The organism is Streptococcus sp. UBA3373 (assembly GCF_002360305.1).
Lineage (GTDB): Bacteria > Bacillota > Bacilli > Lactobacillales > Streptococcaceae > Streptococcus > Streptococcus alactolyticus.
In genome coordinates this window covers 1-26,849 of the sequence record NZ_DEQF01000050.1, presented here as the reverse complement: position 1 = coordinate 26,849, position 26,849 = coordinate 1, and the positions used below count along the sequence as shown (strand labels likewise).

Annotated in this window: 22 protein-coding genes, 3 tRNA genes and 1 other annotated feature; of the genes, 20 read left to right on the top strand and 5 right to left on the bottom strand. The window is 39.5% G+C overall.

All coding sequences use genetic code 11. The features are described from left to right. Nucleotides 1-66: 66 nt before the first annotated feature. Nucleotides 67-1,548 (bottom strand): IMP dehydrogenase, encoded by a 1,482-nt coding sequence (gene guaB / locus B3R79_RS06590; RefSeq protein WP_168261369.1) that lies wholly within the window; start codon nt 1,546-1,548, stop codon nt 67-69. Nucleotides 1,549-1,777: 229 nt separating this feature from the next. Continuing rightward, nucleotides 1,778-2,800, bottom strand: a complete 1,023-nt coding sequence (gene trpS, locus B3R79_RS06585) for a tryptophan--tRNA ligase (protein ID WP_168261368.1) — start codon at nt 2,798-2,800, stop codon at nt 1,778-1,780. 55 nt (nt 2,801-2,855) lie between these two features. Next, nucleotides 2,856-3,056 (bottom strand) — a binding site (T-box leader). A 161-nt stretch (nt 3,057-3,217) separates the two neighbouring features. Between trpS and B3R79_RS06580 the strand changes: the two genes are divergently transcribed. The 3 genes from B3R79_RS06580 (at nt 3,218) to B3R79_RS06570 (ending at nt 8,469) form a co-directional block, all read left to right on the top strand. Further along, complete coding sequence (locus B3R79_RS06580) at nt 3,218-4,090, top strand: YitT family protein (protein WP_154455072.1); 873 nt, start codon at nt 3,218-3,220, stop codon at nt 4,088-4,090. Nucleotides 4,091-4,173: 83 nt separating this feature from the next. Next, nucleotides 4,174-5,796, top strand: coding sequence for an ATP-binding cassette domain-containing protein (locus B3R79_RS06575; protein WP_154455071.1), 1,623 nt, complete (start codon nt 4,174-4,176; stop codon nt 5,794-5,796). 81 nt (nt 5,797-5,877) lie between these two features. Beyond that, on the top strand, nt 5,878-8,469 hold the full coding sequence (locus tag B3R79_RS06570) for a YfhO family protein (protein WP_293695821.1): 2,592 nt from the start codon (nt 5,878-5,880) through the stop codon (nt 8,467-8,469). A 104-nt stretch (nt 8,470-8,573) separates the two neighbouring features. Here B3R79_RS06570 and B3R79_RS06565 read toward each other — a convergent pair. Beyond that, nucleotides 8,574-8,647, bottom strand: a tRNA-Asn gene (locus B3R79_RS06565). Nucleotides 8,648-8,673: 26 nt separating this feature from the next. Further along, nucleotides 8,674-8,745, bottom strand: a tRNA-Glu gene (locus tag B3R79_RS06560). Nucleotides 8,746-8,907: 162 nt separating this feature from the next. On the opposite strand from B3R79_RS06560, the gene B3R79_RS06555 reads away from it, so the two are divergent. Continuing rightward, a tRNA-Arg gene (locus tag B3R79_RS06555) sits at nt 8,908-8,981 on the top strand. Nucleotides 8,982-9,022: 41 nt separating this feature from the next. Here the strand turns inward: B3R79_RS06555 and rlmH are convergent. Further along, the gene (rlmH, locus tag B3R79_RS06550) at nt 9,023-9,502 is read right to left on the bottom strand and encodes a 23S rRNA (pseudouridine(1915)-N(3))-methyltransferase RlmH (protein ID WP_293695819.1); all 480 of its coding nucleotides are present in this window, start codon (nt 9,500-9,502) and stop codon (nt 9,023-9,025) included. A gap of 226 nt (nt 9,503-9,728) precedes the next feature. Here rlmH and B3R79_RS06545 point away from each other — a divergent pair, with 226 nt between their 5' ends. The 16 genes from B3R79_RS06545 to ftsH all read left to right on the top strand — a co-directional run bounded on the left by B3R79_RS06545 (nt 9,729) and on the right by ftsH (nt 26,789). Beyond that, a complete protein-coding gene (locus tag B3R79_RS06545; RefSeq protein WP_206151178.1) occupies nt 9,729-10,955 on the top strand; it encodes a S1C family serine protease in 1,227 nt (408 codons plus the stop codon). A 75-nt stretch (nt 10,956-11,030) separates the two neighbouring features. After that, the gene (locus B3R79_RS06540; RefSeq protein ID WP_293695816.1) at nt 11,031-11,813 is read left to right on the top strand and encodes a ParB/RepB/Spo0J family partition protein; all 783 of its coding nucleotides are present in this window, start codon (nt 11,031-11,033) and stop codon (nt 11,811-11,813) included. A 232-nt stretch (nt 11,814-12,045) separates the two neighbouring features. Further along, the gene (gene dnaA / locus B3R79_RS06535; protein ID WP_293695813.1) at nt 12,046-13,398 is read left to right on the top strand and encodes a chromosomal replication initiator protein DnaA; all 1,353 of its coding nucleotides are present in this window, start codon (nt 12,046-12,048) and stop codon (nt 13,396-13,398) included. A 155-nt stretch (nt 13,399-13,553) separates the two neighbouring features. Then, complete coding sequence (dnaN, locus tag B3R79_RS06530; protein WP_154455341.1) at nt 13,554-14,690, top strand: DNA polymerase III subunit beta; 1,137 nt, start codon at nt 13,554-13,556, stop codon at nt 14,688-14,690. Between the two features lie 84 nt (nt 14,691-14,774). Beyond that, on the top strand, nt 14,775-14,972 hold the full coding sequence (locus tag B3R79_RS06525) for a DUF951 domain-containing protein (protein ID WP_168261363.1): 198 nt from the start codon (nt 14,775-14,777) through the stop codon (nt 14,970-14,972). Between the two features lie 130 nt (nt 14,973-15,102). Further along, nucleotides 15,103-15,456, top strand: a complete 354-nt coding sequence (locus B3R79_RS06520) for a helix-turn-helix domain-containing protein (protein WP_293695810.1) — start codon at nt 15,103-15,105, stop codon at nt 15,454-15,456. Nucleotides 15,457-15,538: 82 nt separating this feature from the next. Next, on the top strand, nt 15,539-16,654 hold the full coding sequence (ychF, locus tag B3R79_RS06515; RefSeq protein ID WP_293695807.1) for a redox-regulated ATPase YchF: 1,116 nt from the start codon (nt 15,539-15,541) through the stop codon (nt 16,652-16,654). 68 nt (nt 16,655-16,722) lie between these two features. Then, a complete protein-coding gene (gene pth, locus B3R79_RS06510) occupies nt 16,723-17,292 on the top strand; it encodes an aminoacyl-tRNA hydrolase (RefSeq protein ID WP_154455345.1) in 570 nt (189 codons plus the stop codon). A 4-nt stretch (nt 17,293-17,296) separates the two neighbouring features. After that, nucleotides 17,297-20,794: a transcription-repair coupling factor gene (mfd, locus tag B3R79_RS06505; RefSeq protein WP_293695804.1), complete on the top strand. Its 3,498-nt coding sequence runs from the start codon at nt 17,297-17,299 to the stop codon at nt 20,792-20,794. A gap of 119 nt (nt 20,795-20,913) precedes the next feature. Further along, nucleotides 20,914-21,186 carry an RNA-binding S4 domain-containing protein gene (locus tag B3R79_RS06500; RefSeq protein ID WP_154455347.1) on the top strand — a complete coding sequence of 91 codons (273 nt, stop codon included), beginning with the start codon at nt 20,914-20,916 and terminating at the stop codon, nt 21,184-21,186. Further along, nucleotides 21,173-21,544 (top strand): FtsB family cell division protein, encoded by a 372-nt coding sequence (locus B3R79_RS06495; RefSeq protein WP_154455348.1) that lies wholly within the window; start codon nt 21,173-21,175, stop codon nt 21,542-21,544. Before B3R79_RS06500 ends, B3R79_RS06495 begins: the two co-directional genes overlap by 14 nt. A 3-nt stretch (nt 21,545-21,547) precedes the next feature. After that, on the top strand, nt 21,548-21,670 hold the full coding sequence (locus tag B3R79_RS06490) for an SP_0009 family protein (protein ID WP_154455349.1): 123 nt from the start codon (nt 21,548-21,550) through the stop codon (nt 21,668-21,670). Between the two features lie 15 nt (nt 21,671-21,685). Then, the gene (locus tag B3R79_RS06485; RefSeq protein ID WP_204984848.1) at nt 21,686-22,972 is read left to right on the top strand and encodes a serine hydrolase; all 1,287 of its coding nucleotides are present in this window, start codon (nt 21,686-21,688) and stop codon (nt 22,970-22,972) included. A 1-nt stretch (nt 22,973) separates the two neighbouring features. After that, the gene (gene tilS / locus B3R79_RS06480) at nt 22,974-24,242 is read left to right on the top strand and encodes a tRNA lysidine(34) synthetase TilS (RefSeq protein ID WP_293695798.1); all 1,269 of its coding nucleotides are present in this window, start codon (nt 22,974-22,976) and stop codon (nt 24,240-24,242) included. Between the two features lie 4 nt (nt 24,243-24,246). Then, on the top strand, nt 24,247-24,792 hold the full coding sequence (hpt, locus tag B3R79_RS06475) for a hypoxanthine phosphoribosyltransferase (protein ID WP_154455354.1): 546 nt from the start codon (nt 24,247-24,249) through the stop codon (nt 24,790-24,792). Nucleotides 24,793-24,809: 17 nt separating this feature from the next. Then, nucleotides 24,810-26,789 (top strand): ATP-dependent zinc metalloprotease FtsH, encoded by a 1,980-nt coding sequence (gene ftsH / locus B3R79_RS06470; RefSeq protein WP_168261356.1) that lies wholly within the window; start codon nt 24,810-24,812, stop codon nt 26,787-26,789. The last annotated feature ends 60 nt before the right edge of the window (nt 26,790-26,849 follow it).

Here is a 26,849-nt window from a genome sequence, read left to right as displayed (position 1 = left end):
TAATGGATTTATGTCAAATAAAAAGAGAGGACGCTTGTCCTCTCTAGTATCATCGTATTTTTTAAATTAGTGAACTGAATAGTTTGGTGCTTCGTTTGTGATTTGCACATCGTGTGGGTGACTTTCAATCAAACCTGCACCTGACATTTCAACAAATTGTGCTTTATCATGAAGGGCAGCAATGTTTTCAGCTCCCACGTATCCCATACCTGAACGAATACCGCCAAGCATTTGGAAGACGATATCAGCTACGGCACCTTTGTAAGCCACGCGACCTTCGATTCCTTCTGGAACCAATTTGTTTGCTTCGTTAACTGAACCTTGGAAGTAACGGTCGCTTGAACCTTTCTTCATAGCTGCAATTGAGCCCATTCCACGGTAAGTTTTGAATTTACGACCTTGGTAAATTTCAGTTTCACCAGGTGCTTCGTCAGTACCTGCAAACATTGAACCAAGCATAACCGCATTACCACCAGCTGCCAAGGCTTTCACAATATCACCAGAGTATTTGATACCACCATCAGCGATGATTGTTTTACCATATTCACGCGCAACTGCTGCTGCATCGTAAATAGCAGTAACTTGAGGAACACCGACACCGGCAACCACACGCGTTGTACAGATTGAACCAGGACCGATCCCGACTTTAACCACATCAACACCTGCTTCGTAAAGAGCGCGTGCACCTTCTGCAGTTGCTACGTTACCAGCAATCAATGTGCGTTCTGGGAAGTGTTGACGAATTTCAGCGATTTTACGAAGAACACCAGCTGAGTGACCGTGTGCTGTATCGATAACGATAGCATCTGCGCCAGCTTCAAAAAGAGCTTCTGCACGTTCAAATGTATCTGAAGTAACACCAACAGCTCCAGCAACCAAAAGACGTCCAAATTCATCTTTTGCTGCGTTAGGGAATTCGATAACTTTTTCAATATCTTTGATAGTGATCAATCCTGATAGGCGACCTTCTTCATCAACTAAAGGTAATTTTTCAATGCGATGTTCGTGAAGGATACGCTCTGCTGTTTCCAAATCTGTTCCAACTGGAGCAGTCACCAATTCTTCACTTGTCATATGTTTTGAAATTGGTGTGTGGTAATCTGAAATAAAGCGCATATCACGGTTGGTAATGATACCAACCAATTTACGATTTTCAAGTGTTTCAACAACTGGAACACCACTGATACGATAACGTTGCATCAATTCTTCAGCTTCTGAAACAGAATGCTCAGGTGTTAAGAAGAATGGGTCAATAATAACGCCATTTTCAGAACGTTTTACCTTGCGAATTTCTTCAGCTTGTTCTTGAATTGACATGTTTTTATGAATAACTCCAAGACCACCTGCGCGTGCGATGGCAATTGCCATTTTACTGTCAGTTACAGTATCCATAGCAGCTGTCACGATAGGAATGTTCAATGTCAAATTTTTTGCAAGTTTGGTTTGCATGTTAACTTCGTTTGGAAGAACATGACTCTCAGCAGGAATAAGCAATACATCATCAAAAGTGTAACCTTTTTTCAAAAATTTAGTGTCCCAATTTGACATTTATTAACCCTCTTTTCTATGCTAGTACTTAGGGAACTCCAATCCCAGCTTACTTTTGTTGTTACTATCATATCATGCTAAAATCATTTGTCAATAAACTAAATTCAATTTTTTAATTTAACTATAAACGTTAAAAAAGGATGTTAAAGCCTTTTTCCCTGAAAAAACAAAAAATCCAAAAGCCTGATGACTTTTGGATTTAAACTGCTAATAGCCTGTCTAACAATGATTAAAAATAGTTGATACCCATAGCTGCTTTGACTTCTGATAGGGTCTGACCAACCACTTCACGCGCTGCTTCGCTGCCTTTTTCTAGCATGCGGAAAACTTCGCCCATGTCTTTGGCATATTCTAAGCGACGTTCGCGAATAGGAGCTAATTCACGTTCCAAGATTTCTAGCAAGTAACGTTTGGTTTTAACATCCCCAAGACCACCACGTTGGTAGTGTTCTTTCATGGCTGCAATATCGGCTTGATCTTCCTCGCGTCCAAAAATATCAAGGTAATAAAAGACCATATTGCCTTCAATTTGACCTGGATCCTCCACACGCACGTGATTAGGATCAGTGTACATGCTCATCACTTTTTTACGAACAGTATCCGCGTCATCAGACAAGTAAATGCCATTGCCAAGTGATTTAGACATTTTGGCATTGCCATCTAAACCTGGCAAACGTCCAGCTACTTCGTTTTCTGGGAAAATCCCTTCTGGTTCTACCAAAATATCGGTTTTATAGGTATGATTGAAACTGCGTACGATTTCACGTGTTTGCTCAATCATCGGTTTTTGGTCATTTCCAACTGGCACATAATTGGCTTTAAAAGCGGTAATATCTGCAGCCTGAGAAATTGGGTAAACCAAGAAACCTGTTGGGATAGAGCTACCAAAGCCTTTTTGGGCAATTTCACTTTTAACGGTTGGGTTGCGTTCCAAACGTGCTAGTGATACCAAATTCATGTAATACATGGTCAATTCAGCCAATTCTGGGATTTGACTTTGAATGAAAATGGTTGATTTAGCAGGGTCAAGTCCCACAGATAAGTAATCCAAAGCTACGTTTCCGACAGATTCTCGAATGATTTCTGATTCTTTGGCATGGTCAGTCAAAGCTTGTTGGTCTGCCAAGAAAACAAACATGTCGTACTTGTCTTCATTTTGCAACAAGACACGATTTTTTAGGCTTCCAACATAATGTCCCAAGTGCAATTTTCCTGTTGGACGGTCGCCTGTTAAAATAATAGGTTTAGTCATTTTATCACCTCAATATTTATTGTAAACATAAAAATAGCCTCACGTAGCATCACTACGTGAGGGCGTCATGGATACGCGGTACCACCTCAATTGATAGAAAAGCCTATCATCTCTTTACCACTATGCAAGATTTACAACCGTGTAAATCCCTTTTGTCAAACATCAGCCCATTCATACAAAAAGACTACTGATTCTCAGCACCATCAGCTCTCTAAAAGTCCCACTTTGTATTACTTTTCTGAATCTTCTTTATTCTATGAAATTATCCTTTTTTTGTCAAGTTGAGCGACGCTTTCCACTAAAAATGGAAAAACGGATTTTACACCGAATTGAGGCGACAAATCTTGACGCGGTGACACTTCTTTGTCATAATAGAAACGCTTGTATATCAGGCTATTTCGCTTTTGAGGAGTTCTAATGAAAAAGAGATTGATAGATATTGGATTGGTGACGACTGGGTCACTGATTGCCGCTGTTGGCTTTAACACTTTTTTCCTAGAAAATCACATCGCTTCTGGTGGCGTTGTGGGACTTGCAGTCAGTTTTAAAGCCTTGTTTGGTTGGAATACAGGGGATTTTGTGCTCTTGTCCAATTTCCCTTTGTTACTGGCTTGTTGGTTCTTTTTGGGTCGCGAAATCTTCTTTAAAACGGTTTATGGTTCTTGGATTTATTCCATCTTTGTCAAATTAACCGAAGGACTTCCAAATCTGACGGACAATACCTTGCTCGCGGCTATTTTTGGAGGCATTATTTGTGGTTTTGGGTTAGGTGTTGTTTTTTGGGGTAATTCATCAACAGGGGGAACAGGTATTCTCACACAAATCTTGCACAAATACACTCCCCTTCCTCTTGCAGTTGCCATGACCATTGTTGATGGTTTTAGTGTGGCTATGGGCTTTATTGCCTTTGATATTGATACGGTCATGTATTCTATTATCGGCCTGCTTGTCATTGGTTACGTGGTCAATAGCATGCAAATTGGGGTGACTTCGTCACGTAATGTTATGATTATTTCCCCAAAAAACCAAGCCATCAAAGAATACATTGCTACTAAGGCAGATAGAGGGGTTTCTGAAATTCCCATCACAGGTGGCTACTCTGGGAAAAATAAAACCATGTTGATGACTACGGTTTCTATTCAGGAAGTATCACGACTAGAAAAGAATATTTTAAGCATTGACCCAACAGCTTTTGTGGTCATCATGCCAGCCACACACGTCAGAGGACGCGGCTTTAGTCTGAAAAAACAGTACGCTCTTGACGATGAAGATTTGATTTTACCAATGTAGGATAAGGCTTAATTTTCGCACATTGAAAATTAAGCCTTTTTCATGTACAATGAAGGTCATAGATAAATATTACGAGGTGACAAATGCTTACAGTTTCTGATGTATCATTGCGTTTTAGTGATCGAAAATTATTTGATGACGTTAACATCAACTTTACAGCTGGAAATACCTACGGCTTGATCGGGGCTAACGGTGCTGGAAAATCAACATTTCTAAAAATTTTAGCTGGAGATATCGAGCCAACGACTGGACATGTTTCACTTGGACCAAATGAACGCTTGTCTGTTCTTCGCCAAAATCACTTTGACTACGAAGAAGAACGTGTCATTGATGTAGTTATCATGGGAAATGAAAAACTTTACAACATCATGAAAGAAAAAGATGCTATTTACATGAAAGCTGACTTTTCTGATGAAGACGGTGTTCGTGCGGCAGAACTTGAAAGTGAATTTGCTGAACTTGGTGGTTGGGAAGCTGAAAGCGAAGCCTCACAACTTCTACAAAACCTTAACATTTCAGAAGACCTCCACTACCAAAACATGAGCGAATTGGCAAACGGGGACAAGGTTAAGGTGCTTTTGGCTAAGGCTTTATTTGGGCAACCTGATGTGCTCCTTCTTGACGAGCCAACCAACGGTCTTGACATCCAATCTATTTCTTGGTTAGAAGATTTCTTGATTGATTTTGAAAATACCGTTATCGTGGTTTCCCATGACCGTCACTTCCTAAACAAAGTGTGCACGCACATGGCTGACCTTGACTTTGGTAAAATTAAACTTTACGTTGGTAACTACGACTTCTGGAAACAATCTTCAGAACTAGCTGCTCGTTTGCAAGCTGACCGCAATGCCAAAGCTGAAGAAAAAATCAAAGAATTGCAAGAATTTGTGGCACGTTTCTCTGCCAACGCTTCTAAATCAAAACAAGCCACATCACGTAAGAAAATGCTTGATAAAATTGAGTTAGAGGAAATTGTTCCTTCTAGCCGTAAATACCCATTTATCAAGTTTAATGCAGAGCGTGAACTCGGTAAGGATTTGCTAACAGTCGAAAACCTATCTGTTAAAATCGACGGTGAAACGGTTATCGACAATATCAGCTTTATTTTACGACCAGGTGACAAGACTGCTTTCATCGGGCAAAACGATATCCAAACCACTGCTTTGATTCGTGCCTTGATGGATGACATCGACTACGAAGGTACTATTAAATGGGGTGTGACAACTAGCCGCTCTTACCTACCAAAAGATAATTCACGTGATTTTGCATCTGGCGAATCTATCTTAGAATGGCTACGTCAATTTGCTTCAAAAGAAGAAGACGACAATACCTTCCTTCGTGGTTTCCTTGGACGTATGCTTTTCTCTGGTGATGAGGTTAACAAGTCTGTCAATGTGTTGTCAGGGGGAGAAAAAGTGCGCGTGATGCTTTCTAAGTTGATGCTATTGAAATCAAATGTTCTCGTGCTTGACGACCCAACTAACCACTTGGACTTGGAATCTATCTCAAGTTTGAACGACGGCTTGAAAGACTTTAAAGAATCAATCATTTTTGCCAGTCATGACCATGAGTTTATCCAAACCCTTGCTAATCACATCGTTGTGATTTCTAAAAATGGGGTCATTGACCGTATCGACGAAACATATGATGAGTTTCTTGAAAATGAAGAGATTCAAGCCAAAGTCCAAGAACTTTGGAAAGATTAACAAAATCACATTTCACATCATTTTGATACTTATAGAAGGAAACAGGTTGGGATTAGTATCTCAACCTGTCTTACTAAAGCCATGACACTAAAATCTTTAAAACCAAATCGTAATACCCTTTATTACCTCATTGCCTTTATCTTGCCTGTTGCTATTTTAGGTGTGACCCTATTTTCCAAAGATATTTTCATCAACAGCAAAACGACTATTTTAGCCAGTGATGGTTTTCATCAGTATGTCATTTTTGCTGAAAATTTACGAAATATTTTACATGGGTCAGATAGCCTCTTTTACACCTTTACCTGCGGTCTAGGTTTAAACTTTTACGCCTTGATAAGTTATTATTTAGGGAGCTTCTTCTCGCCGCTCGTTTATTTCTTTAGCTTAAAAACAATGCCTGATGCTATTTATATCTTGACCTTGCTCAAGATTGGTTCTATGGGGCTCTCTTGTTTTTACAGCCTAAGACATCTCTATCCCAAAGTGTTAAAACCACTGAGCATTATCTTATCAACATCTTATGCCTTGATGAGTTTTGCGATAAGCCAAATTGAAATCAATATGTGGCTGGATGTTTTCATCCTTCTCCCTTTGATTATTTTAGGGTTAAATCGCTTGTTGGCTCAGCAAAAATACGTTCTTTACTACGTCAGCTTAACCATTCTCTTTATCCAAAATTACTATTTTGGTTACATGGTTGCTATCTTTCTTACCCTTTATTTTCTCGTTCAACTCAGTAAAAACTTAAAATGGCGAGTGGTTGGACGTCAATTTTTAGACTTTACAGTGATGTCAATCGCAGCAGGTTTATCAAGTTGCATCATGCTACTGCCAACTTATTTAGACCTTTCAACACACGGGGAAGAATTTTCATCCTTTACAGGCTGGTTGTCTGACTCTTCTTGGTTTTTAGATATTTTTGCTAAAAATTTCGTTGGTGCTTACGACACTACAAAATTTGGTTCCATTCCGATGATTTATGTCGGTATTTTCCCCCTCATTTTAGCTCTTGTTTTCTTTAGCATTAAGTCAATTAAGTGGCAAACGCGCCTTGCTTACGGGCTCATGATAACTGTTCTTATCACTAGTTTCTACCTTGAACCCTTGGACCTTATTTGGCAAGGGATGCATTCGCCAAATATGTTTCTTCATCGCTATTCTTGGACCTTCTCTATCCTCGTGATTTTATTAGCAGCTGAAACACTGTCACACTTAGAAGAATTAAGCTTAAAACAATACCTTGTTGGAATCATTCCTGTTACTATTGGATTGATTGCCACCGTGGTACTAAAAAGCCACTACAAGTTTTTAGAAACGTCACAGATTGTGATTACATTTTCTTTTTTGCTAGCCTACATAACCCTTTTGGTTAGCTATGCGAAAAATAGTCTTTCCTTAACTATTTTTGTTGGCTTTACACTCTTGTTTACACTCTTTGAGATTTCGCTCAATACCTACTATCAGATCAATGCTCTCGGCAACGAATGGGTCTTTCCTTCACGTCAAAGTTATGAACGGTATTTGACAGACATTGACAAGCTTGTCAAGAAGACCAAGTCAGAAAATAGCAACTTTTACCGTATGGAAGAACTTCTTCCTCAGACAGGTAACGACAGTATGAAATACAATTACAACGGCATCTCGCAATTTTCATCTATTCGAAATACCGCTTCTAGCAGCACCCTAGACCGTCTAGGTTTCAAATCAACTGGGACCAACCTCAATCTACGTTACCAAAACAATACCTTGCTAATGGATAGCTTATTTGGCATCAAGTACAACCTCGCTGAAATTGGGGTTAATAAGTACGGCTTCAATTACAATGACGGCTCTGGCAACGTCATGCTTTATGAAAACCAAAACGCTAGTCAGCTGGCTATCTTAACCAATGGCATTTACAAAGATGTCACATTTACCGTCAATACACTGGATAACCAAACCAATTTCATCAATCGTTTGACAGGATTATCAGAGAAATTTTATACCCGCTTACCTTCTCAACTCATTAGCGGGGCAAATCAGCTCAATAACCGTGTTACAACAACTTACGAGGGGCAAGTAACCACAGCAGTTACTTACCAAGTATCCGTCCCCGACAATACGCAATTATATGTCAGCGTGCCTAATATTACTTTCTCTAATGAAAATAACGAATCTGTCCAAATAACCGTCAATGGACAGACAACTAATTACACCACAGACAATGCTTATAGCTTATTTGACCTTGGTTATTTTTATCTAGGACAAACCATTGATATTACCTTCCATTTCCCTGAAAATGGACAAGTTTCCTTTGACCAACCTAACTTTTATGCCCTTGACATAAACAGTTACCAAAAAGCAATGGATAAACTCAATCAGCAAGAGGTTCAAGTGACCACTTCTAAAAACACCATAACAGCCACCTACACTGCTGACAAGGACAGTTCTCTCCTCTTTACCATACCTTATGATAAAGGATGGACAGCCACTCAAAACGGCAAGAAAATCGCTCTAACAAAAGCTCAAGACGGCTTTATGAAAGTCAACGTCAAAGCAGGACAAGGTCAAGTCACATTAACTTATGTCCCTGAAGGGTTCCAATTAGGTGCCTGCCTATCCCTAGCTGGTGTCTTAGTATTTAGTGGTTATTATATCATTAGAAAGAAAAAACGCCCTGCAGGCGCTAAATAAGCCTTTAAAAAGAGATTAGGTTTTTCCCTAATCTCTTTTATGTGCTTTACAGTATCGGAATAAAAAACGTCCCAAGCCAAAACTTAGGACGGGGTGTCTTATCACTCCGGCAGTAGGACTCGAACCTACGACATCATGATTAACAGTCATGCGCTACTACCAACTGAGCTATGCCGGATAAAGAAAAAAACTGCAGAGCAGCTATAGTCCGTACGGGATTCGAACCCGTGTTACCGCCGTGAAAAGGCGGTGTCTTAACCCCTTGACCAACGGACCAAATCATCATTACTTTTATTATTATAGCAGATATTTTAGATTTGTCTATAGTTTTTTTCAAAAAAAGTAAGATATTTTTGATCAATACTTGGTAACAGCTAAAGGATCTGGTTTCTAGTTGACAAATCAGGCGTTTTTTTGATAAAATAACAAAGTTGATACGGTCTCATAGCTCAGCTGGATAGAGCATTCGCCTTCTAAGCGAACGGTCGCAGGTTCGAATCCTGCTGGGATCATAAAACGAAGCCTGAAAAAGGAGGACACTAGTCCTCCTTTTTTATTTGTGATAGGGACTGCCTTGTTGAATCATAAAGGCACGGTAGATTTGCTCTGATAGCACCAAACGCATCAATTGGTGAGGTAGCGTCATCTTGCCAAAACTCAACTTTAGATTAGCTTTTTGCTTGACCTTGTCCGCTAAACCTAGACTACCACCAATCACAAAGGCAATGCTAGAATAACCTCGCACTGTCACATCTGAAATGACCTGACTAAAGGCCTCAGAACTCAACATTTCCCCTTCGATGGCTAAAATAATCACATAATCACGCTCAGAAAGCTTCGCTAAAATACGATCGCCTTCTTTTTCCATGATTTGCTGATTTTGCGCTTCGCTAGCCTTATCTGGCGTTTGTTCATCAGGCAATTCAATCATTTCAAACTTTGTGAACCGACTCATGCGCTTACGGTATTCAGCAATACCATCTTTTAGATACTTTTCTTTTAATTTTCCAACAGCAATAATTTTAACTTTCATACCTTACATTTTACCACATATTCACAAGTTTTTAACACCTTATCCACATGTTATTAACTTTTTTAGTCCCCTTAGATCCTTTTTATTTCAGGGAAGATATTCACAGTTTTAAAAGTTTTCCACAGGTTGTGTATTACTTTCTTTTTCGCATTATTTAAGTTATAATTAAGTTGATTTTTATATTCTAAGTGAAAAATTTGGAGGTGGCTAAGTGAAAAACATTAAACTGCCTAAAGGGCGTTTCAAAAATTGGCTAAAACCATTAGCTATTGTGCTTGTTAGCTTTGTTGCTGGGATTTTAGGTGCGATTTTGGTATTAAATCGTGCGGGAATCTCCCTATCTAACGTGAGTGGTTCAGGTGCCAAAACAACTACGAGTAGCGTGACTTATACCAATTCGACTGATGTCACAAAAGCTGTGGAAAAAGTTCAAGGAGCGGTCGTTTCCGTAATCAATTACCGTTCAGATTCTTCTTCAGGAAATGACATTTACAGTCAGATTTTTGGTAATGACGATTCGATTAACCAGTCAAATAACAGCGGTGATTTGTCAGTTTACAGCGAAGGTTCAGGGGTTATTTACAAAAAAGATGGTGACTCAGCCTATGTTGTAACCAATAATCACGTGGTCGATGGCGCAGAACAAATTGAAATCATGCTAGCCGACGGTAAAAAAGTTGTCGGTGAATTGGTCGGAGCTGACACTTACTCTGACATTGCTGTCGTGAAAATTTCGTCTAAAGATGTCACAACTGTTGCCGAATTTGCCGATTCTAATAAAATCACTGTCGGTGAAACAGCCATTGCTATTGGTAGCCCACTTGGAACAGAATACGCAAACTCAGTAACGCAAGGTATCGTTTCTAGTCTAAGCCGTACTGTAACAATGACTAATGACAATGGTGAAACCATTTCAACCAATGCCATTCAAACAGATGCTGCCATTAACCCAGGAAACTCTGGTGGTGCGCTAATCAATATTGAAGGGCAAGTCATCGGTATTAACTCTAGCAAGATTTCATCAACTTCAAGTTCTGGTGAGTCGGTTGAAGGTATGGGCTTTGCTATTCCGTCAAATGATGTGGTGAAAATCATCAATCAATTGGAGGAAAACGGAAAAGTTATCCGCCCTGCGCTTGGTATTTCAATGGTTAACTTGTCTGATTTGTCAACCAATGCTATTGCACAACTTAATATTCCAACAAGTATCACAAACGGTGTGGTTGTTGCCTCAGTTCAATCTGGCATGCCTGCTGAAGGAAAACTTCAAAAATATGATGTCATCACAGAAGTCGATGGTCAAGAAGTGACATCAACCTCTGACCTACAAAGCGTTCTTTACGGCCATTCTGTTGGAGACTCTGTCAAAGTAACCTTCTACCGTGGTACAGACAAGAAAACTGTGACAATTGATTTAAGTAAAACAACACAAGACTTATCAAGTACAAACTAAGGAAAAAATATGATAGACCAAAAGTGAAGCTGAGACGGTCTCAGCTTCACTTTTTAGAGTTTAGGATGAGAGAAAATGAAAGAGAAACTACAAGTTATATCCATTGAAGATATTTCGCCCAATCCCTACCAACCTAGGCTGGATTTTAAACCAGAAGAACTGGAAGAATTAGCCCAATCAATCAAGTTAAACGGGCTTATTCAGCCGATTATCGTCCGACAATCATCTGTTTTTGGCTACGAGCTTATCGCTGGCGAACGTCGTCTAAAAGCCTCTAAACTAGCTGGTCTTAGTGAAATTCCAGCCATCATCAAAACTATTTCTGACCAAAAAAGCATGCAGCTTGCGATTATTGAAAATTTACAGCGCTCGGATTTAAATCCCATTGAAGAAGCAAAAGCTTACAAGCAATTGCTTGAAAAAAATCAGATGACGCATGAGGAATTGGCTCAGTTCATGGGCAAATCGCGTCCCTACATTACCAATTGCCTACGATTACTAAATCTTCCGCCCAGCCTTTCACGCGCGGTGGAAGAAGGAAGCTTGTCGCAAGGTCACGCTCGTTTGTTGTTGACCTTAAAGAGCAAAGAAGAACAGGAGCAGTGGTACCAACGCATTTTAAGCCAAGATATTAGTGTCCGAAAACTGGAGCAACTCCTAAAACCCAAACCAAGTGCTCCCAAAAAGAAAGCGAAGAAGGATATTTTTAAAAAACACCATGAAGACATCCTAAGTCAAAGTCTAGGACTGCCCGTTAGCATTTCGTTTGCTAATAGCAAAAGCACTCAAAAAGGAGAAGTGGTTTTGCATTTTCAGTCAGAAGAAGACTTTAACAGAATTATCAACAAGTTCAAATAGCGTGTGGATTTCCCTTTTTTCTTTTCTGAGTTTTCCACAAGAAAAATACCTTGTAAAAACTTTAGTTTATACCAATACAAGAGTTTTCCACTGCTTGTGGAAAACTCTTTTTCACATTGTGGAAATCCTTTTAAACACCCTGTGGATTTCTACTTTTGTCCTGTTGTGGAAAACTTTTTTTTGTGTTAGAATAGGGTAAGATTATCCACAAAACAAAAAAAGGAAAACTACTATGACTGAGAATGAACAATTATTTTGGAACAGAGTCTTAGAGTTAGCCAGAAATCAATTGAAGCAAGCCACTTATGAATTTTTCGTCTTAGATGCACGGCTGCTCAAAATTGAAAATCATATGGCTTTTATTTATCTCGACCCTGTCAAGGAAGTGTTTTGGAATAATAATCTGAAATCCATCATTCTAGCAGCTGGTTTTGAAATTTTTAATGCAGAGATTGTCATCCAATACGTTTTTGAAGACGATTTAAACGTACAAACACCAGCTCAGGACAGCACACAAACGGTAGAAAAACCACAAAGCACACTACCACAGATGCATTCTGATTTAAACCCAAAATACACGTTTGATAATTTTGTCCAAGGTGATGAAAACCGCTGGGCTTTTTCAGCGTCTTATGCCGTAGCTGACGCTCCTGGAACAACCTACAATCCTCTTTTCATTTGGGGAGGACCAGGACTTGGAAAAACCCATCTGCTCAATGCCATCGGGCACGCTGTTTTAAAAAATAATCCTAATGCGCGTGTCAAATACATCACCGCTGAGAATTTCATCAACGAGTTTGTGACGCACATTCGTCTAGACACGATGGAAGAGCTTAAGGAAAAATTCCGCAATCTGGATGTTTTGTTGATTGATGACATTCAATCCTTAGCTAAAAAAACCCTATCCGGAACGCAAGAAGAATTCTTTAATACCTTCAATACCTTATACGATAATAATAAGCAAATCGTCCTTACTAGCGATCGTACACCTGACCACCTCGATAACTTGGAACAACGTTTAGTCACGCGCTTCAAATGGGGACTTACCATCAATATCACGCCGCCTGATTTTGAAACTCGCGTTGCGATTTTGACCAATAAAACCCAAGAATATGACTATGTTTTCCCGCAGGATACCATTGAATATTTAGCAGGGCAATTTGATTCCAATGTGCGTGACCTTGAAGGAGCGCTTAACGATATTAGCCTTGTGGCTAGCGTCAAAAAAATCAAAACCATTACCGTGGACATCGCAGCAGAAGCCATTCGAGCACGTAAGCAAGATGACCCTAAAATGACCGTCATTCCAATCGAGGACATTCAAACGCAAGTTGGGAAGTTTTACGATGTGACAGTTAAGGAAATCAAGGCGACCAAACGCACTCAAAACATCGTTTTAGCACGTCAGGTGGCTATGTACCTCGCACGGGAAATGACCGATAATTCGCTACCGAAAATTGGAAAAGAATTTGGCGGACGGGACCATTCTACCGTCCTACACGCCTACAACAAAATCAAGAATATGTTGGCTCAAGATGATAGCTTACGCATTGAAATTGAAACCATCAAAAATAAAATCAGATAAGCCTTGTGGATAAATCTAGATTTTTAAAAAGAGTTATCCACAATTTGTGCACAACTCTTTTCCCTGTTTTTTTGCTGCTTTTTGTGACTTTTCCACAGCTTCAACAAGACCTACTACTACTACTAAATTTATTATCATAACTAAAGGAGATTCCAATGATACAATTTTCCATCAATAAATCCTTTTTCCTTCAAGCTTTAAATGCAACCAAAAGAGCCATTTCTTCTAAAAATGCTATTCCGATTTTATCAACCATTAAAATTGAAGTGCATGCGCAACATATTGTCCTAACGGGGTCTAATGGTCAAATATCTATTGAAAATACCATTCCAGTTTCTAATGAAAATGCAGGTCTTTTGATTACCTCACCAGGAGCTGTTTTACTAGAAGCAAATTTCTTTATCAATATCATCTCAAGTCTGCCTGATGTGAGTTTGGATTTTACCGAAATTGATCATCACCAAATCGTGTTAACAAGTGGCAAATCAGAAATCACCCTAAAAGGAAAAGATGTGGATCTCTACCCACGTTTGCAAGAAATGACGACTGAAAATCCGCTAGTTCTTAAAACCAAACTGTTGAAAAGTATTATTTCAGAAACAGCTTTTGCAGCTAGCCTTCAAGAAAGCCGTCCTATTTTGACTGGAGTCCACATGGTGCTTAGTGAGCAAAAAGAATTTAAGGCAGTAGCGACGGACTCTCACCGCATGAGCCAACGCAAATTGACTTTGGAAAATACCTCAGCAAACTTTAACATGGTCATTCCAAGCAAATCTTTGCGTGAATTTTCAGCAGTTTTCACAGATGACATTGAAACCGTTGAAGTTTTCTTTTCAGATAGTCAAGTTTTGTTTAGAAGTGACTACATTAGTTTTTATACCCGTCTTTTAGAGGGAAACTACCCTGATACCGACCGTTTGTTGACCAATTCTTTTGAAACAGAAGTAACCTTTAACACCGCAGCCCTTCGTTCAGCTATGGAGCGTGCTTACTTGATTTCAAATGCGACACAAAACGGAACGGTTAAATTGGAAATCACCAGCGATAGCATTTCATCTCACGTTAATTCACCAGAAGTGGGGAAAGTTAACGAAGAGCTAGATAGCATCAGCCAGTCTGGTAGTGATTTAACCATTAGTTTTAACCCAACTTATCTGATTGAAGCGTTGAAAGCCTTGAAGAGCGAAACAGTCATGATACGTTTTATTTCCCCTGTTCGTCCATTTACCTTAATGCCTGGTGATGATACTGAGAATTTTGTTCAACTGATTACACCAGTTCGCACCAATTAATCCTTTTTGTGAGAAAAGTTGACCGAGTCCTTGTTTAAGGCCTTCTAAAACTTTTCTTTTTCATTTCGTTTTAGAGGAGAAGTTATGTACGTTATTGGCAGTTATGTTGAAATGAAAAAACCTCATGCTTGCACCATTAAATCAACTGGTAAAAAAGCCAATGAGTGGGAAGTTATCCGAATTGGTGCAGATATTAAAATCCGTTGTACCAACTGTGACCACGTTGTCATGATGAGCCGTCATGATTTTGAACGAAAGATGCGAAAAGTATTACCAAAATAAAGCCGCAACCAAGAAAAGCCTTTAATATTAGGATTTTTAGCTATTTGCAACTAGGAGTTGCTTGAAAAAGTGCTCGATTATCCCAGAGATTTTTGCTATCCTGTGTAAAAAAAGAAAGTAGGGATACCAAATGACAGTCTTTGCAAAACAATTAAAACAGCTTCGTCAAGAAAAAGCTTTCTCACAAGAAGGTTTGGCACAGGAACTTTTTATCTCACGTCAAGCTATTTCAAAATGGGAAACGGGTGAAGCAACACCAGATATGGAAAATTTAGTGAAGTTGGCTACTATTTTGGACGTTAGCTTAGATGAGTTGGTTCTTGGAATAAAACCTGAAAAAAAGATTGAGCGTGTGGTGGAAGTCAGAGAAAACAAGACCATGAATGCTTGGGAATTCTTATCTCAGTACTGGTGGATTATCTTAGCTATCGGTGGCTTTTTGTCTTGGTTTCTTCCAAACACTTTTCCAAAAATTTTTGGTTGATTTGGTTTGCCTATGGGCAAGCCTTTTTTACTTTTTTTTGGTATAATAGTAGTGATTGAATATTTTGAATGGAGATAAAAACATGGCTTTAACAGCAGGTATTGTTGGTTTACCTAACGTTGGGAAATCAACGCTATTTAATGCGATTACCAAAGCAGGAGCAGAGGCTGCTAACTATCCATTTGCAACGATTGACCCAAACGTGGGAATGGTTGAAGTGCCAGATGAACGCTTGCAAAAATTAACGGAATTGATTACACCGAAAAAAACAGTTCCAACAACTTTTGAATTTACAGATATTGCAGGTATCGTAAAAGGGGCTTCACGTGGGGAAGGTCTTGGAAATAAATTTCTTGCCAATATCCGTGAAGTCGATGCGATTGTACACGTGGTGCGTGCTTTTGACGATGAAAATGTCATGCGTGAACAAGGACGTGAGGATGCTTTTGTTGACCCTCTTGCTGATATTGATACCATTAACCTAGAATTGATTTTAGCTGACCTAGAATCGGTTAATAAACGTTATGCGCGTGTTGAAAAAATTGCTCGCACGCAAAAAGATAAGGATTCCATTGCAGAATTTAACGTTCTTCAAAAAATCAAGCCAGTGCTTGAGGACGGAAAATCAGCGCGTACCATTGACTTTACAGAAGATGAACAAAAAATCGTGAAACAATTATTCCTTCTAACGACAAAACCTGTCCTTTATGTGGCAAATGTCGATGAAGACAAAGTTGCAAACCCAGATGACATCGAATATATCAAACAAATTCGTGAATTTGCGGCAACTGAAAATGCAGAAGTGGTTGTCATCTCAGCACGTGCCGAAGAAGAAATTTCAGAACTAGATGATGAAGACAAAGCTTTCTTCCTTGAAGATTTAGGCTTAACAGAATCTGGTGTTGACAAATTGACTCGTGCGGCGTATCATTTACTTGGTCTTGGGACTTACTTTACAGCAGGGGAAAAAGAAGTGCGTGCTTGGACCTTTAAACGTGGTATTAAAGCTCCTCAAGCAGCAGGTATCATCCACTCAGACTTCGAGCGAGGATTTATCCGTGCCATCACTATGTCTTATGATGATTTGATTGCTTATGGCTCAGAAAAAGCAGTCAAAGAAGCAGGTCGTCTTCGTGAAGAAGGAAAAGATTATGTGGTTCAAGATGGCGATATCATGGAATTCCGCTTTAACGTATAAACTAAATGACAGATAAGCAAGGTTGGAAAAAGTATTTTCCAGCCTTTTGGTAGTTGAAAGGAAAACATATGGTAAAAATGATTGTTGGTCTGGGAAATCCAGGCAGTAAATACCATGATACACGACATAATATTGGTTTTATGACGATTGACCGTTTGGCTCAAGCGTTTCAAGTGACTTTTTCAGAGGATAAGAACTTTAAAGCAGAAGTCGGGTCTTGCTTTATCAACGGGGAAAAGATTTATTTGGTAAAACCAACCACATTTATGAATAATTCAGGTTTGGCGGTTCATGCTTTGTTGACCTACTTTAATATCGATATTGCTGATTTTGTGGTTATCTATGATGATTTGGATATGGAAGTGGGACGTTTGCGTTTGCGTCAAAAAGGCTCTGCGGGCGGTCATAATGGGATTAAGTCTATTATTGCTCATACAGGTACGCAAACCTTTGACCGTATCAAAGTCGGTATTGGACGTCCTAAACAAGGGCGCACCGTGGTGGACCATGTCCTTGGGACATTTGATGTAGATGAAAAGATTACGGTTGAGCAAGCTCTAGATAAAGTGACAGATGCTGTCCAATTTTATTTGCAAGAAGCCGATTTTGCCAAAACCATGCAACGATTTAATGGGTAGTACAATGAATATTATTGATTTATTTAGCCAAAATAAGCTCATTCAAGATTGGCAGGCTCACGTTTCCCAATTGGAACGCCAGCTAATCATGGGCTTGTCTGGCTCTAGTCGCGCCTTAGCCATTGCTTCAGCTTATCAAGCCAATAAGGGCAAGTATGTTGTTATCACTTCCACTCAAAATGAGGTGGAAAAACTAGCCAGCGATTTGTCGAGTTTGATTGGGGAAGAGCAAGTTTACACCTTTTTTGCAGATGATGTCGCAGCGGCAGAGTTTATTTTCTCTTCGATGGACAAGGTCAATTCGCGCTTGGAAAGCCTTAATTTTTTGCAGAATGCAGAGCAAACAGGTGTTTTGGTGACTAGTTTAATGGGGACACGGGTACTATTACCTAACCCTGCAACGTACGCTCATAATCAACTGCATTTTGAGTTAGGGCATAGCTACGAATTGGACGACGTGGTCAAAACACTAGCTTTACTTGGTTACCAACGTGCCAACCAAGTTCTTAACCCAGGAGAATTTAGCCAACGTGGTGATATCATTGATATTTATGAAATTACGGCTGACCGTCCTTACCGTTTGGAATTTTTCGGAGATGAGATTGATGGCATTAGGCAATTTGAGGTAAGCAGTCAAAAGTCTGTTGATACCCTTTCTCATGTCACTATTTTTCCAGCAGATGATTTATTGTTGTATGAGGAAGATTTTGCCAGAGCGACCAAGTCTTTGGAAAAGTATTTGGAAACGGCAAAAGAGGAGCAACATGCTTATTTAAGCGAGGTTTATGAGTCTACCAAGGCAGGCTATAAGCATGCTGATATCAGACGCTTTGCTTCTATCTTCTACGCGAAAGAATGGACCTTATTGGATTACATTCCAAAAGAAACGCCTGTTTTCTTTGATGATTTTCAAAAGGTCATCGACCGTAATGCCAAGGTGGATTTGGAAGTTGCCAACTTATTGACAGAAGATTTACAACGTGGTAAAGCTGTGTCAAGTTTGGTTTACTTTGCAGATAGCTATAAAAAACTGCGTCAGTATCAGCCTGCGACCTTTTTCTCTCATTTTCATAAGGGTCTTGGAAATCTCAAATTTGCCCATCTCTACCAGCTCACGCAGTATCCGATGCAGGAGTTTTTCAACCAGATACCGCTAGTGATTGAAGAAGTGCATCGTTACCAAAAATCAAAAGCGACGGTTATCATTCAAGTAGATTCACAACATGGTGCGGAACGTTTACAGAAAGATTTACAAGAATACGGTTTGCAATTGCCGATTGTAGCCAGTGATGACGTTGAGCCAAAACAAGCTCAGCTTTTGGTTGGCAACTTATCCAACGGTTTTTACTTTGCGGATGACAAATTGGTGGTTATCACTGAGCGTGAAATCTACCATAAAAAGATTAAACGCCGTGTTCGTCACTCCAATATCAGCAATGCGGAGCGTTTGAAAGACTATAATGAGCTTTCAAAGGGCGATTATGTGGTTCACCAAATCCACGGAATTGGCCAATTTTTAGGTATTGAAACCATTGATATTCATGGGGTTCACCGTGATTATCTCACTATTCAATACCAAGATTCGGCCACCATTTCTTTGCCAATTGAACAAATTGAAAGCCTCTCAAAATACGTTTCAGCTGACGGCAAGGCCCCAAAAATCAATAAACTTAATGACGGGCGTTTTCAAAAGACCAAGCAAAAAGTGTCTAAACAAGTGGAAGATATTGCTGATGATTTGCTGAAATTATATGCTGAGCGTAGCCAATTAAAAGGTTTTGCTTTTTCACCAGATGATGATTTGCAGCGCGAATTTGACAATGATTTTGCCTTTGTCGAAACAGAAGACCAATTGCGCTCTATCAAAGAAATTAAGCAGGACATGGAAGAAGATAAACCAATGGACCGCTTGCTAGTGGGAGACGTCGGTTTTGGTAAGACAGAAGTTGCTATGCGAGCCGCTTTTAAAGCGGTCAAAGACCACAAGCAAGTCGCGGTTTTGGTACCTACAACCGTCTTAGCCCAGCAACATTACACCAATTTTTCAGAACGCTTTGACAATTATCCTGTCAAGGTGGAAGTGCTCAGCCGTTTTCGCAGCAAGAAAGAGCAAAATGAAACCTTGGAGCAACTCAAAAAAGGGCAAATTGATATTATCATTGGTACTCACCGTCTTTTGTCTAAGGATGTTGTCTTTGCTGATTTGGGTTTGATTATCATCGATGAAGAGCAGCGTTTTGGAGTTAAACACAAGGAAAAACTCAAGGAGCTAAAGGCCAAAGTGGATGTATTGACCCTAACGGCAACACCTATTCCTCGAACTCTTCATATGTCAATGCTGGGCATTCGTGATTTATCGGTTATTGAAACCCCACCAACCAACCGTTATCCTGTTCAAACCTATGTTTTGGAAACCAATCCTGGCTTAATTCGTGAAGCTATTATCCGTGAGATTGACCGTGGCGGACAGGTCTTCTACATTTACAATAAAGTTGACAGTATTGACCAAAAAGTCGCAGAACTGCAAGAATTGGTTCCTGAAGCTAGTATCGGTTTTGTGCATGGTCAGATGAGTGAGATTCAATTGGAAAATACCCTCATGGATTTTATTGACGGTGTTTACGATGTTTTGGTGGCGACCACCATTATCGAAACAGGAGTTGATATTTCAAATGTCAATACCTTATTCATTGAAAATGCAGACCATATGGGCTTGTCAACCTTGTATCAACTGCGTGGACGTGTGGGGCGCTCTAATCGTATTGCCTATGCTTATCTCATGTATCGACCAGATAAGATTTTGACAGAGGTATCTGAAAAACGTTTGGATGCTATCAAAGGCTTCACTGAACTGGGTTCTGGTTTTAAAATTGCCATGCGGGACTTGTCTATCCGTGGCGCAGGTAATATTTTAGGGGCTTCACAAAGTGGCTTTATTGATTCGGTTGGATTTGAGATGTATTCGCAACTTTTAGAGGAAGCCATTGCCAAAAAACAAGGAAAATCCCAAGTGCGTCGTAAGAGTAATGCTGAGGTTAATCTCCAAATTGATGCTTACCTTCCAAGTGATTACATTGAAGACGAGCGCCAAAAAATCGAAATTTACAAGCGTATTCGCGACATCGCTAATCACAGCGACTACCAAAGTTTGCAAGATGAGTTGATTGACCGTTTTGGTGAGTACCCAGACCAAGTGGCTTATTTGCTTGAGATTGGCTTAGTAAAAGCTTATATGGACAATGCTTTTGCTGAATTGGTCGAGCGAAAAGACACCAATGTGTTGGTGCGTTTTGAAAAAGCGTTGCTGCAACATTATCTGACCCAAGATTACTTTGAAGCTCTGTCAAAAACGAACTTGAAAGCCCGCATCAGCGAAAATCAAGGTAAAATCGAAATTATCTTCAATGTCCGTGGTAAAAAAGACTACGAGATTTTAGAGGAATTGCAGCACTTTGGTCAGATGCTGGCGGAAATCAAGGCTCGCAAGATAGACAAAGACTAGCTGACAACAGTATCTTTAAGTTTGTTGATGCCTTTTATTACAGTATTTTAACAAACTCATTTAAGCCAGCTATTTTACACAAAAAATGATAAAATAAAACAGTTACGAGGTAAATGATTATGAGACTTGATAAATATTTGAAAGTATCCCGTATTATTAAACGTCGTCCAGTGGCGAAAGAAGTCGCAGACAAAGGACGTATTAAAGTCAATGGCATCTTAGCCAAATCATCAACCGATTTAAAAATCAATGACGAAGTGGAAATTCGTTTTGGAAATAAATTGCTAACGGTGCGTGTTTTGGAAATGAAAGACAGCACCAAAAAAGAAGATGCAGCCAAAATGTACGAAATCATTAAGGAAACAAGGATAGAAGCGGATGGAGAAGCCTAATATCGTTCAATTAAACAATCAGTACATCAACGACGAAAACACCAAAAAACGCTATCTTGAAGAGGAAAATCGCAAACGGCATCGTTTTATGGGGTGGATTTTGGTGGTCGTGATGCTCTTGTTTATCTTACCGACCTATAATCTGGTCAAAAGTTACCAGACTTTACAGGAACAAAAAGCCAAGGTCGTTTCCCTGCAAAAAGACTACGACAAATTGGTCGTTGAAGCGGATGCAGAGAAAGTTCTTGCCAATCGCTTAAAAGACGATAATTATGTCGCTAAGTATGCGCGTGCCAAATACTACTTATCGCGCTCGGGTGAAACGGTTTACCCATTACCAAATCTATTACCAAAATAATTTATGGAACATTTAATTGAAACAATTGAAAAATTTCTAGCTTATTCTGATGATAAGTTAGAAGAACTCGCTAAAGAAAATCAAGCTTTAAGAGAAGAAAATCATCATTCATCACAAAAACAGTAACGGAAGGAGAAACCAGTGAAAAAACTATTTGCAGTAATGCTAATACCATTTTTTTTGGTCTCTCTTCCAGTTATTAGTACAGAAAAAGACATGGATTTAAGCAATGAGGAAAAGTATCATCTCAATACGACAGTTGTGTCATCCTCAACCTATTTTGATGCCATTCCTCAAAATCCAATTCTCATCCAAGATAGCACGACTTATAAAGATGCGGATTTGACCGTTGCTGCGGATACCTTATCAGCTAACACACCGTTAACCATCACAGATTGGCTCGTCAATGACGCCACTATCCCTGTTTTTAAATTATCAGACGGTAGTTATATTGAAGCCAGTCGACAGGTGGTTAGTGATGATGTGGTTCTTAGTCAAGAAGCCATTACTCAAGATTTTTGGCTAAACGATGGCTTTACCGTTTATCAAACGCCTTATGTAACAGGAACGAAATCGGTCAAGACGGATTTAACGCCTTATAGCAAGGTCACCGTTACTCAAAAAGCCGTCACAAGTCACGGCACTTATTACAAGGTTGATGGTAAAGGTTGGATTGCTGCGACGGATTTGTCTGAAACGGATAATCGTATGCAAAAAGTGCAAGCCATGCTCAACCAAAAATACAATAAGAGCAATTATTCGATTTACGTGAAACAATTAGGAACGCAAGTAACCGCAGAAATCAACGCCGATACGGTCATGTATTCTGCTAGCGTTGCCAAATTAGCGACCCTTTATTATGTTGAGGCTCAATTGCAAAAAGGAGCTATCACGTCAGACGATAAGTTGGTCTACGTAGATGCGGTCAATCATTTTGATAAGTCCTATGAGCCAGGTGGCAGCGGGAAAATGAGCAAGTCAGCTGACAATAAAGAATACACGGTTGATACTTTGCTAAAAGCTGTCGCTCAGTATTCTGACAATGTCGCAACAAACATTTTGGGTTACTACGTTGCGCATCAATATGACGATGATTTCAACAATACCATCACGGCTGTCGCAGGGACACCGATTGACATGAAAGAACGCAATATGTCTGCCAAGACAGTAGCAAATTTGATGGAAGCCATTTACAATCAAAATGGCGAAATCATTTCTTACCTGTCGTCAACTGATTTTGACAGCACTCGTATTTCAAAAGATATTGATGTGCAAGTGGCGCATAAAATTGGAGACGCATACGACTACAAGCACGATGTTGCAATTGTCTATGCCGACCAACCCTTTATTCTATCGATTTTTACCAATAATGCTTCTTATGACGATATCACCAATATCGCCAATGACGTTTATAGTATTTTAAAATAAAATGTACGAACCATTAGTCAAAAAGATTCAAAAAAAGGCTTATTTTGCCAAGCATAAAAAAGTATTAATAGCAGTATCAGGTGGAGTAGATTCGATGAATCTGCTACACTTTTTGTATATTTACCGACATCAACTGGAAATTGAGATTGGCATTGTTCATGTCAACCACAAGCAGCGAGCAGCTTCAGAAGAAGAAGAGGCTTATTTGAGAAAATGGGCAAGGGAGCACCATATTCCGATTTTTATGTCGGCTTTTTCAGGTGTTTTTTCAGAAAAAGCTGCGCGTGATTTCAGGTATGCTTTTTTCAAGAAAGTCATGACAGAACAAAACTACACTGCCGTAGTCACTGCCCACCATGCAGATGACCAGTCTGAAACGATTTTGATGCGTTTATTGCGTGGTAGCCGCCTTCGCTATTTAGCGGGAATGCAGGCGGTTAGCTCCTTTGGAACGGGAGAACTCATTCGCCCATTTTTGACCATTTCAAAGGCTGATTTACCAGATATTTTCCATTTTGAAGATGCCTCTAACGCTTCTTTGGACTACCTGCGTAATCGCATTAGAAATCAATACCTCCCAACTTTAGAGCAAGAAAATCCAAAGTTTAGACAAGCTCTTCGGCATTTAGGCGAAGAAAGTCAGACGCTTTTTCAAGCTTTGCAAGATTTAACGGCAACCATTGACAGAACAGATTGTTCACAGTTTTTAGCTCAAAGTAAGGCCGTGCAATTTTTCCTTTTTCAAGATTATCTGAGCCAATTTCCTGATTTGCAAGTATCTCATGCTCAGTTTGAAGGAATGCTTAATCTATTGCGTCAGCGACAAAATCTGGATTATCACATTAAAAATGATTATCGACTAATTAAAGATGCCAAGCAATTTCACATCACAAAAATCAGCCCTAAGACCGATGGGGAAATACCTCAAAAAATGCTAGAATATGGCGGTATAGTCAGATATGGTCAGTACCAATTTCACTTTAATAATGAGAGGAATAACAAAGGCATTCCTTTGTATCATGTGACTCCTATTAAATTAAGGCACAGACAACCAGGTGACTATATTGATTTTGGTGCTTTTTCCAAAAAATTACGGCGGCTATTTATTGACGAAAAAATCTCCTTGCAAGACCGTTCAGAGGCAATTGTGGGAGAGCAAGACGGTCAAGTGATTTTTGTACTAGTTGCCGGTAAAACTTATTTGAGAAAAGCTCCCAAATATGGTATAATGGAGGGCACATTGCATATTGAAAAAATTAGAAACAGGTGATGTCATGCTTGAACAAGATATTGAAAAAGTTTTGTACTCAGAGGAAGAGATTATTACTAAAACGAAAGCATTAGGCGAACAATTAACAAAAGATTATAATGGTAAAAATCCTCTTTTGATTGGTATTTTAAAAGGCTCAGTTCCTTTTATCGCGGAATTGATAAAGCATATCGATACCAAAGTGGAATTGGATTTTATGGTTGTGTCTAGTTACGGGAACCAAACAACAAGTAGCGGTGAAGTAAAAATTCTCAAAGATGTCGATACCAATATCGAAGGTCGTGATGTTATCTTTGTTGAAGATATCATTGATACAGGACGTACTTTGCTCTACCTACGAGATATGTTTAAATACCGTAAAGCCAATTCTGTAAAAATCGCAACCCTTTTTGATAAACCAGAAGGTCGTGTGGTTGATATTGAAGCAGATTATGTGTGCTACGATGTGCCAAACGAGTTTATTGTTGGTTTTGGTCTTGATTATGCAGAACATTATCGTAATTTACCATATGTAGGAGTCCTTAAAGAAGAAATTTACTCAGATAAATAGAGGGTTAAAATTATTGTATGAAAAATAATAGAAATAATGGCTTTGTTCGAAATTCCTTTATTTATATTCTTTTGATTATTGCAGGGATTACAGCCTTTCAATATTACTTAAGGGGATCAAGTACACAAAGTCAACAAATTAATTACTCGACTTTAATGCAACGCATTAAGTCAGGGGATGTTAAGTCTATCACTTACCAACCAAGCGGCAGTGTGATTGAAGTTAGTGGTGAATACACCAAAGCACAATCAACGAAAACAAGTGCCAGCTTGCCATTTTTAGAAGGTCGAAAAACAGCTGAAGTAACCGAATTTACGTCAATTGTTTTGCCAAGCGATTCTTCTGTTGAAACGTTAACCAAGGCTGCTGAGGATGCAGATGTTTCTATAACAGTCAAACAGGAAAGCTCTAGCGGTGCTTGGATTACTTATATCATCACTTATGTACCACTTATCTTGATGGTTGTCTTCTTCTTTATGATGATGAACCAAGGCGGAAATGGTGCACGAGGAGCGATGAACTTTGGTCGAAACAGAGCCAAATCTCAGAGCCAAGGCAACGTGAAAGTACGTTTCTCTGACGTTGCCGGTGCAGAAGAAGAAAAACAAGAACTAGTTGAAGTTGTTGACTTCTTGAAAAATCCGAAGAAATACAAAGCACTTGGTGCTAGAATTCCTGCTGGTGTCCTTCTTGAAGGCCCTCCGGGAACAGGTAAAACCCTTCTTGCTAAAGCCGTTGCCGGTGAAGCAGGTGTTCCATTCTTCTCTATCTCAGGTTCTGACTTCGTTGAAATGTTCGTCGGTGTCGGTGCAAGCCGTGTGAGATCCCTTTTTGAAGATGCTAAAAAAGCAGAACGTGCCATCATTTTCATAGATGAAATCGATGCTGTCGGCCGCCGTCGTGGTGCCGGTATGGGTGGCGGAAATGATGAACGCGAACAAACCCTTAACCAACTTCTTATCGAGATGGATGGTTTTGAAGGCAACGAAAGTATTATTGTTATCGCAGCAACCAACCGTAGTGACGTCCTAGACCCAGCTCTTCTTCGTCCAGGTCGTTTTGACCGTAAGATTTTGGTTGGTAGACCAGATGTTAAGGGACGTGAAGCTATTTTACGCGTTCACGCTAAGAATAAACCTTTGGCATCAGACGTTGATTTGAAAGTTGTCGCGCAACAAACACCAGGATTTGTTGGTGCAGACCTTGAAAATGTTCTTAACGAAGCAGCCTTAGTTGCAGCACGTCGTAATAAGAAGAAAATCGATGCTTCTGATATTGATGAGGCAGAAGATCGTGTTATTGCAGGTCCATCTAAGAAAGACCGTACGATTTCTCAAAAAGAACGCGAAATGGTGGCCTACCACGAAGCTGGACATACCATCGTTGGTTTGGTGCTTTCAAGTGCGCGTGTCGTCCACAAAGTAACGATCGTTCCACGTGGTCGCGCAGGTGGTTACATGATTGCCCTTCCTAAAGAAGATCAAATGTTGCATTCAAAAGATGATTTGAAAGAACAATTGGCTGGTTTAATGGGTGGTCGTGTTGCAGAAGAAATTATCTTTAATGCTCAAACGACAGGTGCGTCAAATGACTTTGAACAAGCTACCCAAATCGCACGTGCTATGGTTACTGAATATGGTATGAGTGATACATTAGGACCTGTTCAATATGAAGGAAACCATGCCGTCATGACAGGACAAATGTCACCAGAAAAATCATATTCTGCTCAAACCGCACAAATAATTGATGACGAAGTTCGTAAACTGCTTAATGAAGCACGTGATAAAGCGGCTGATATCATCAATAACAACCGTGAAACACATAAACTTATTGCAGAAGCCCTTCTTAAATATGAAACCCTTGATGCTGCTCAAATCAAGTCTATTTACGAAACAGGAAAAATGCCTGAAGAACAAGACAAAGATAATCAAGAAGCACATGCCCTTTCATATGATGAAGTCAAAGAAAAAATGGCTGACTCATCTGACTCAGAATAGTGCCATAGTTTTGATATAAAATAAAACAGTCAGTATTGGCTGTTTTATTTTTATCTTTTT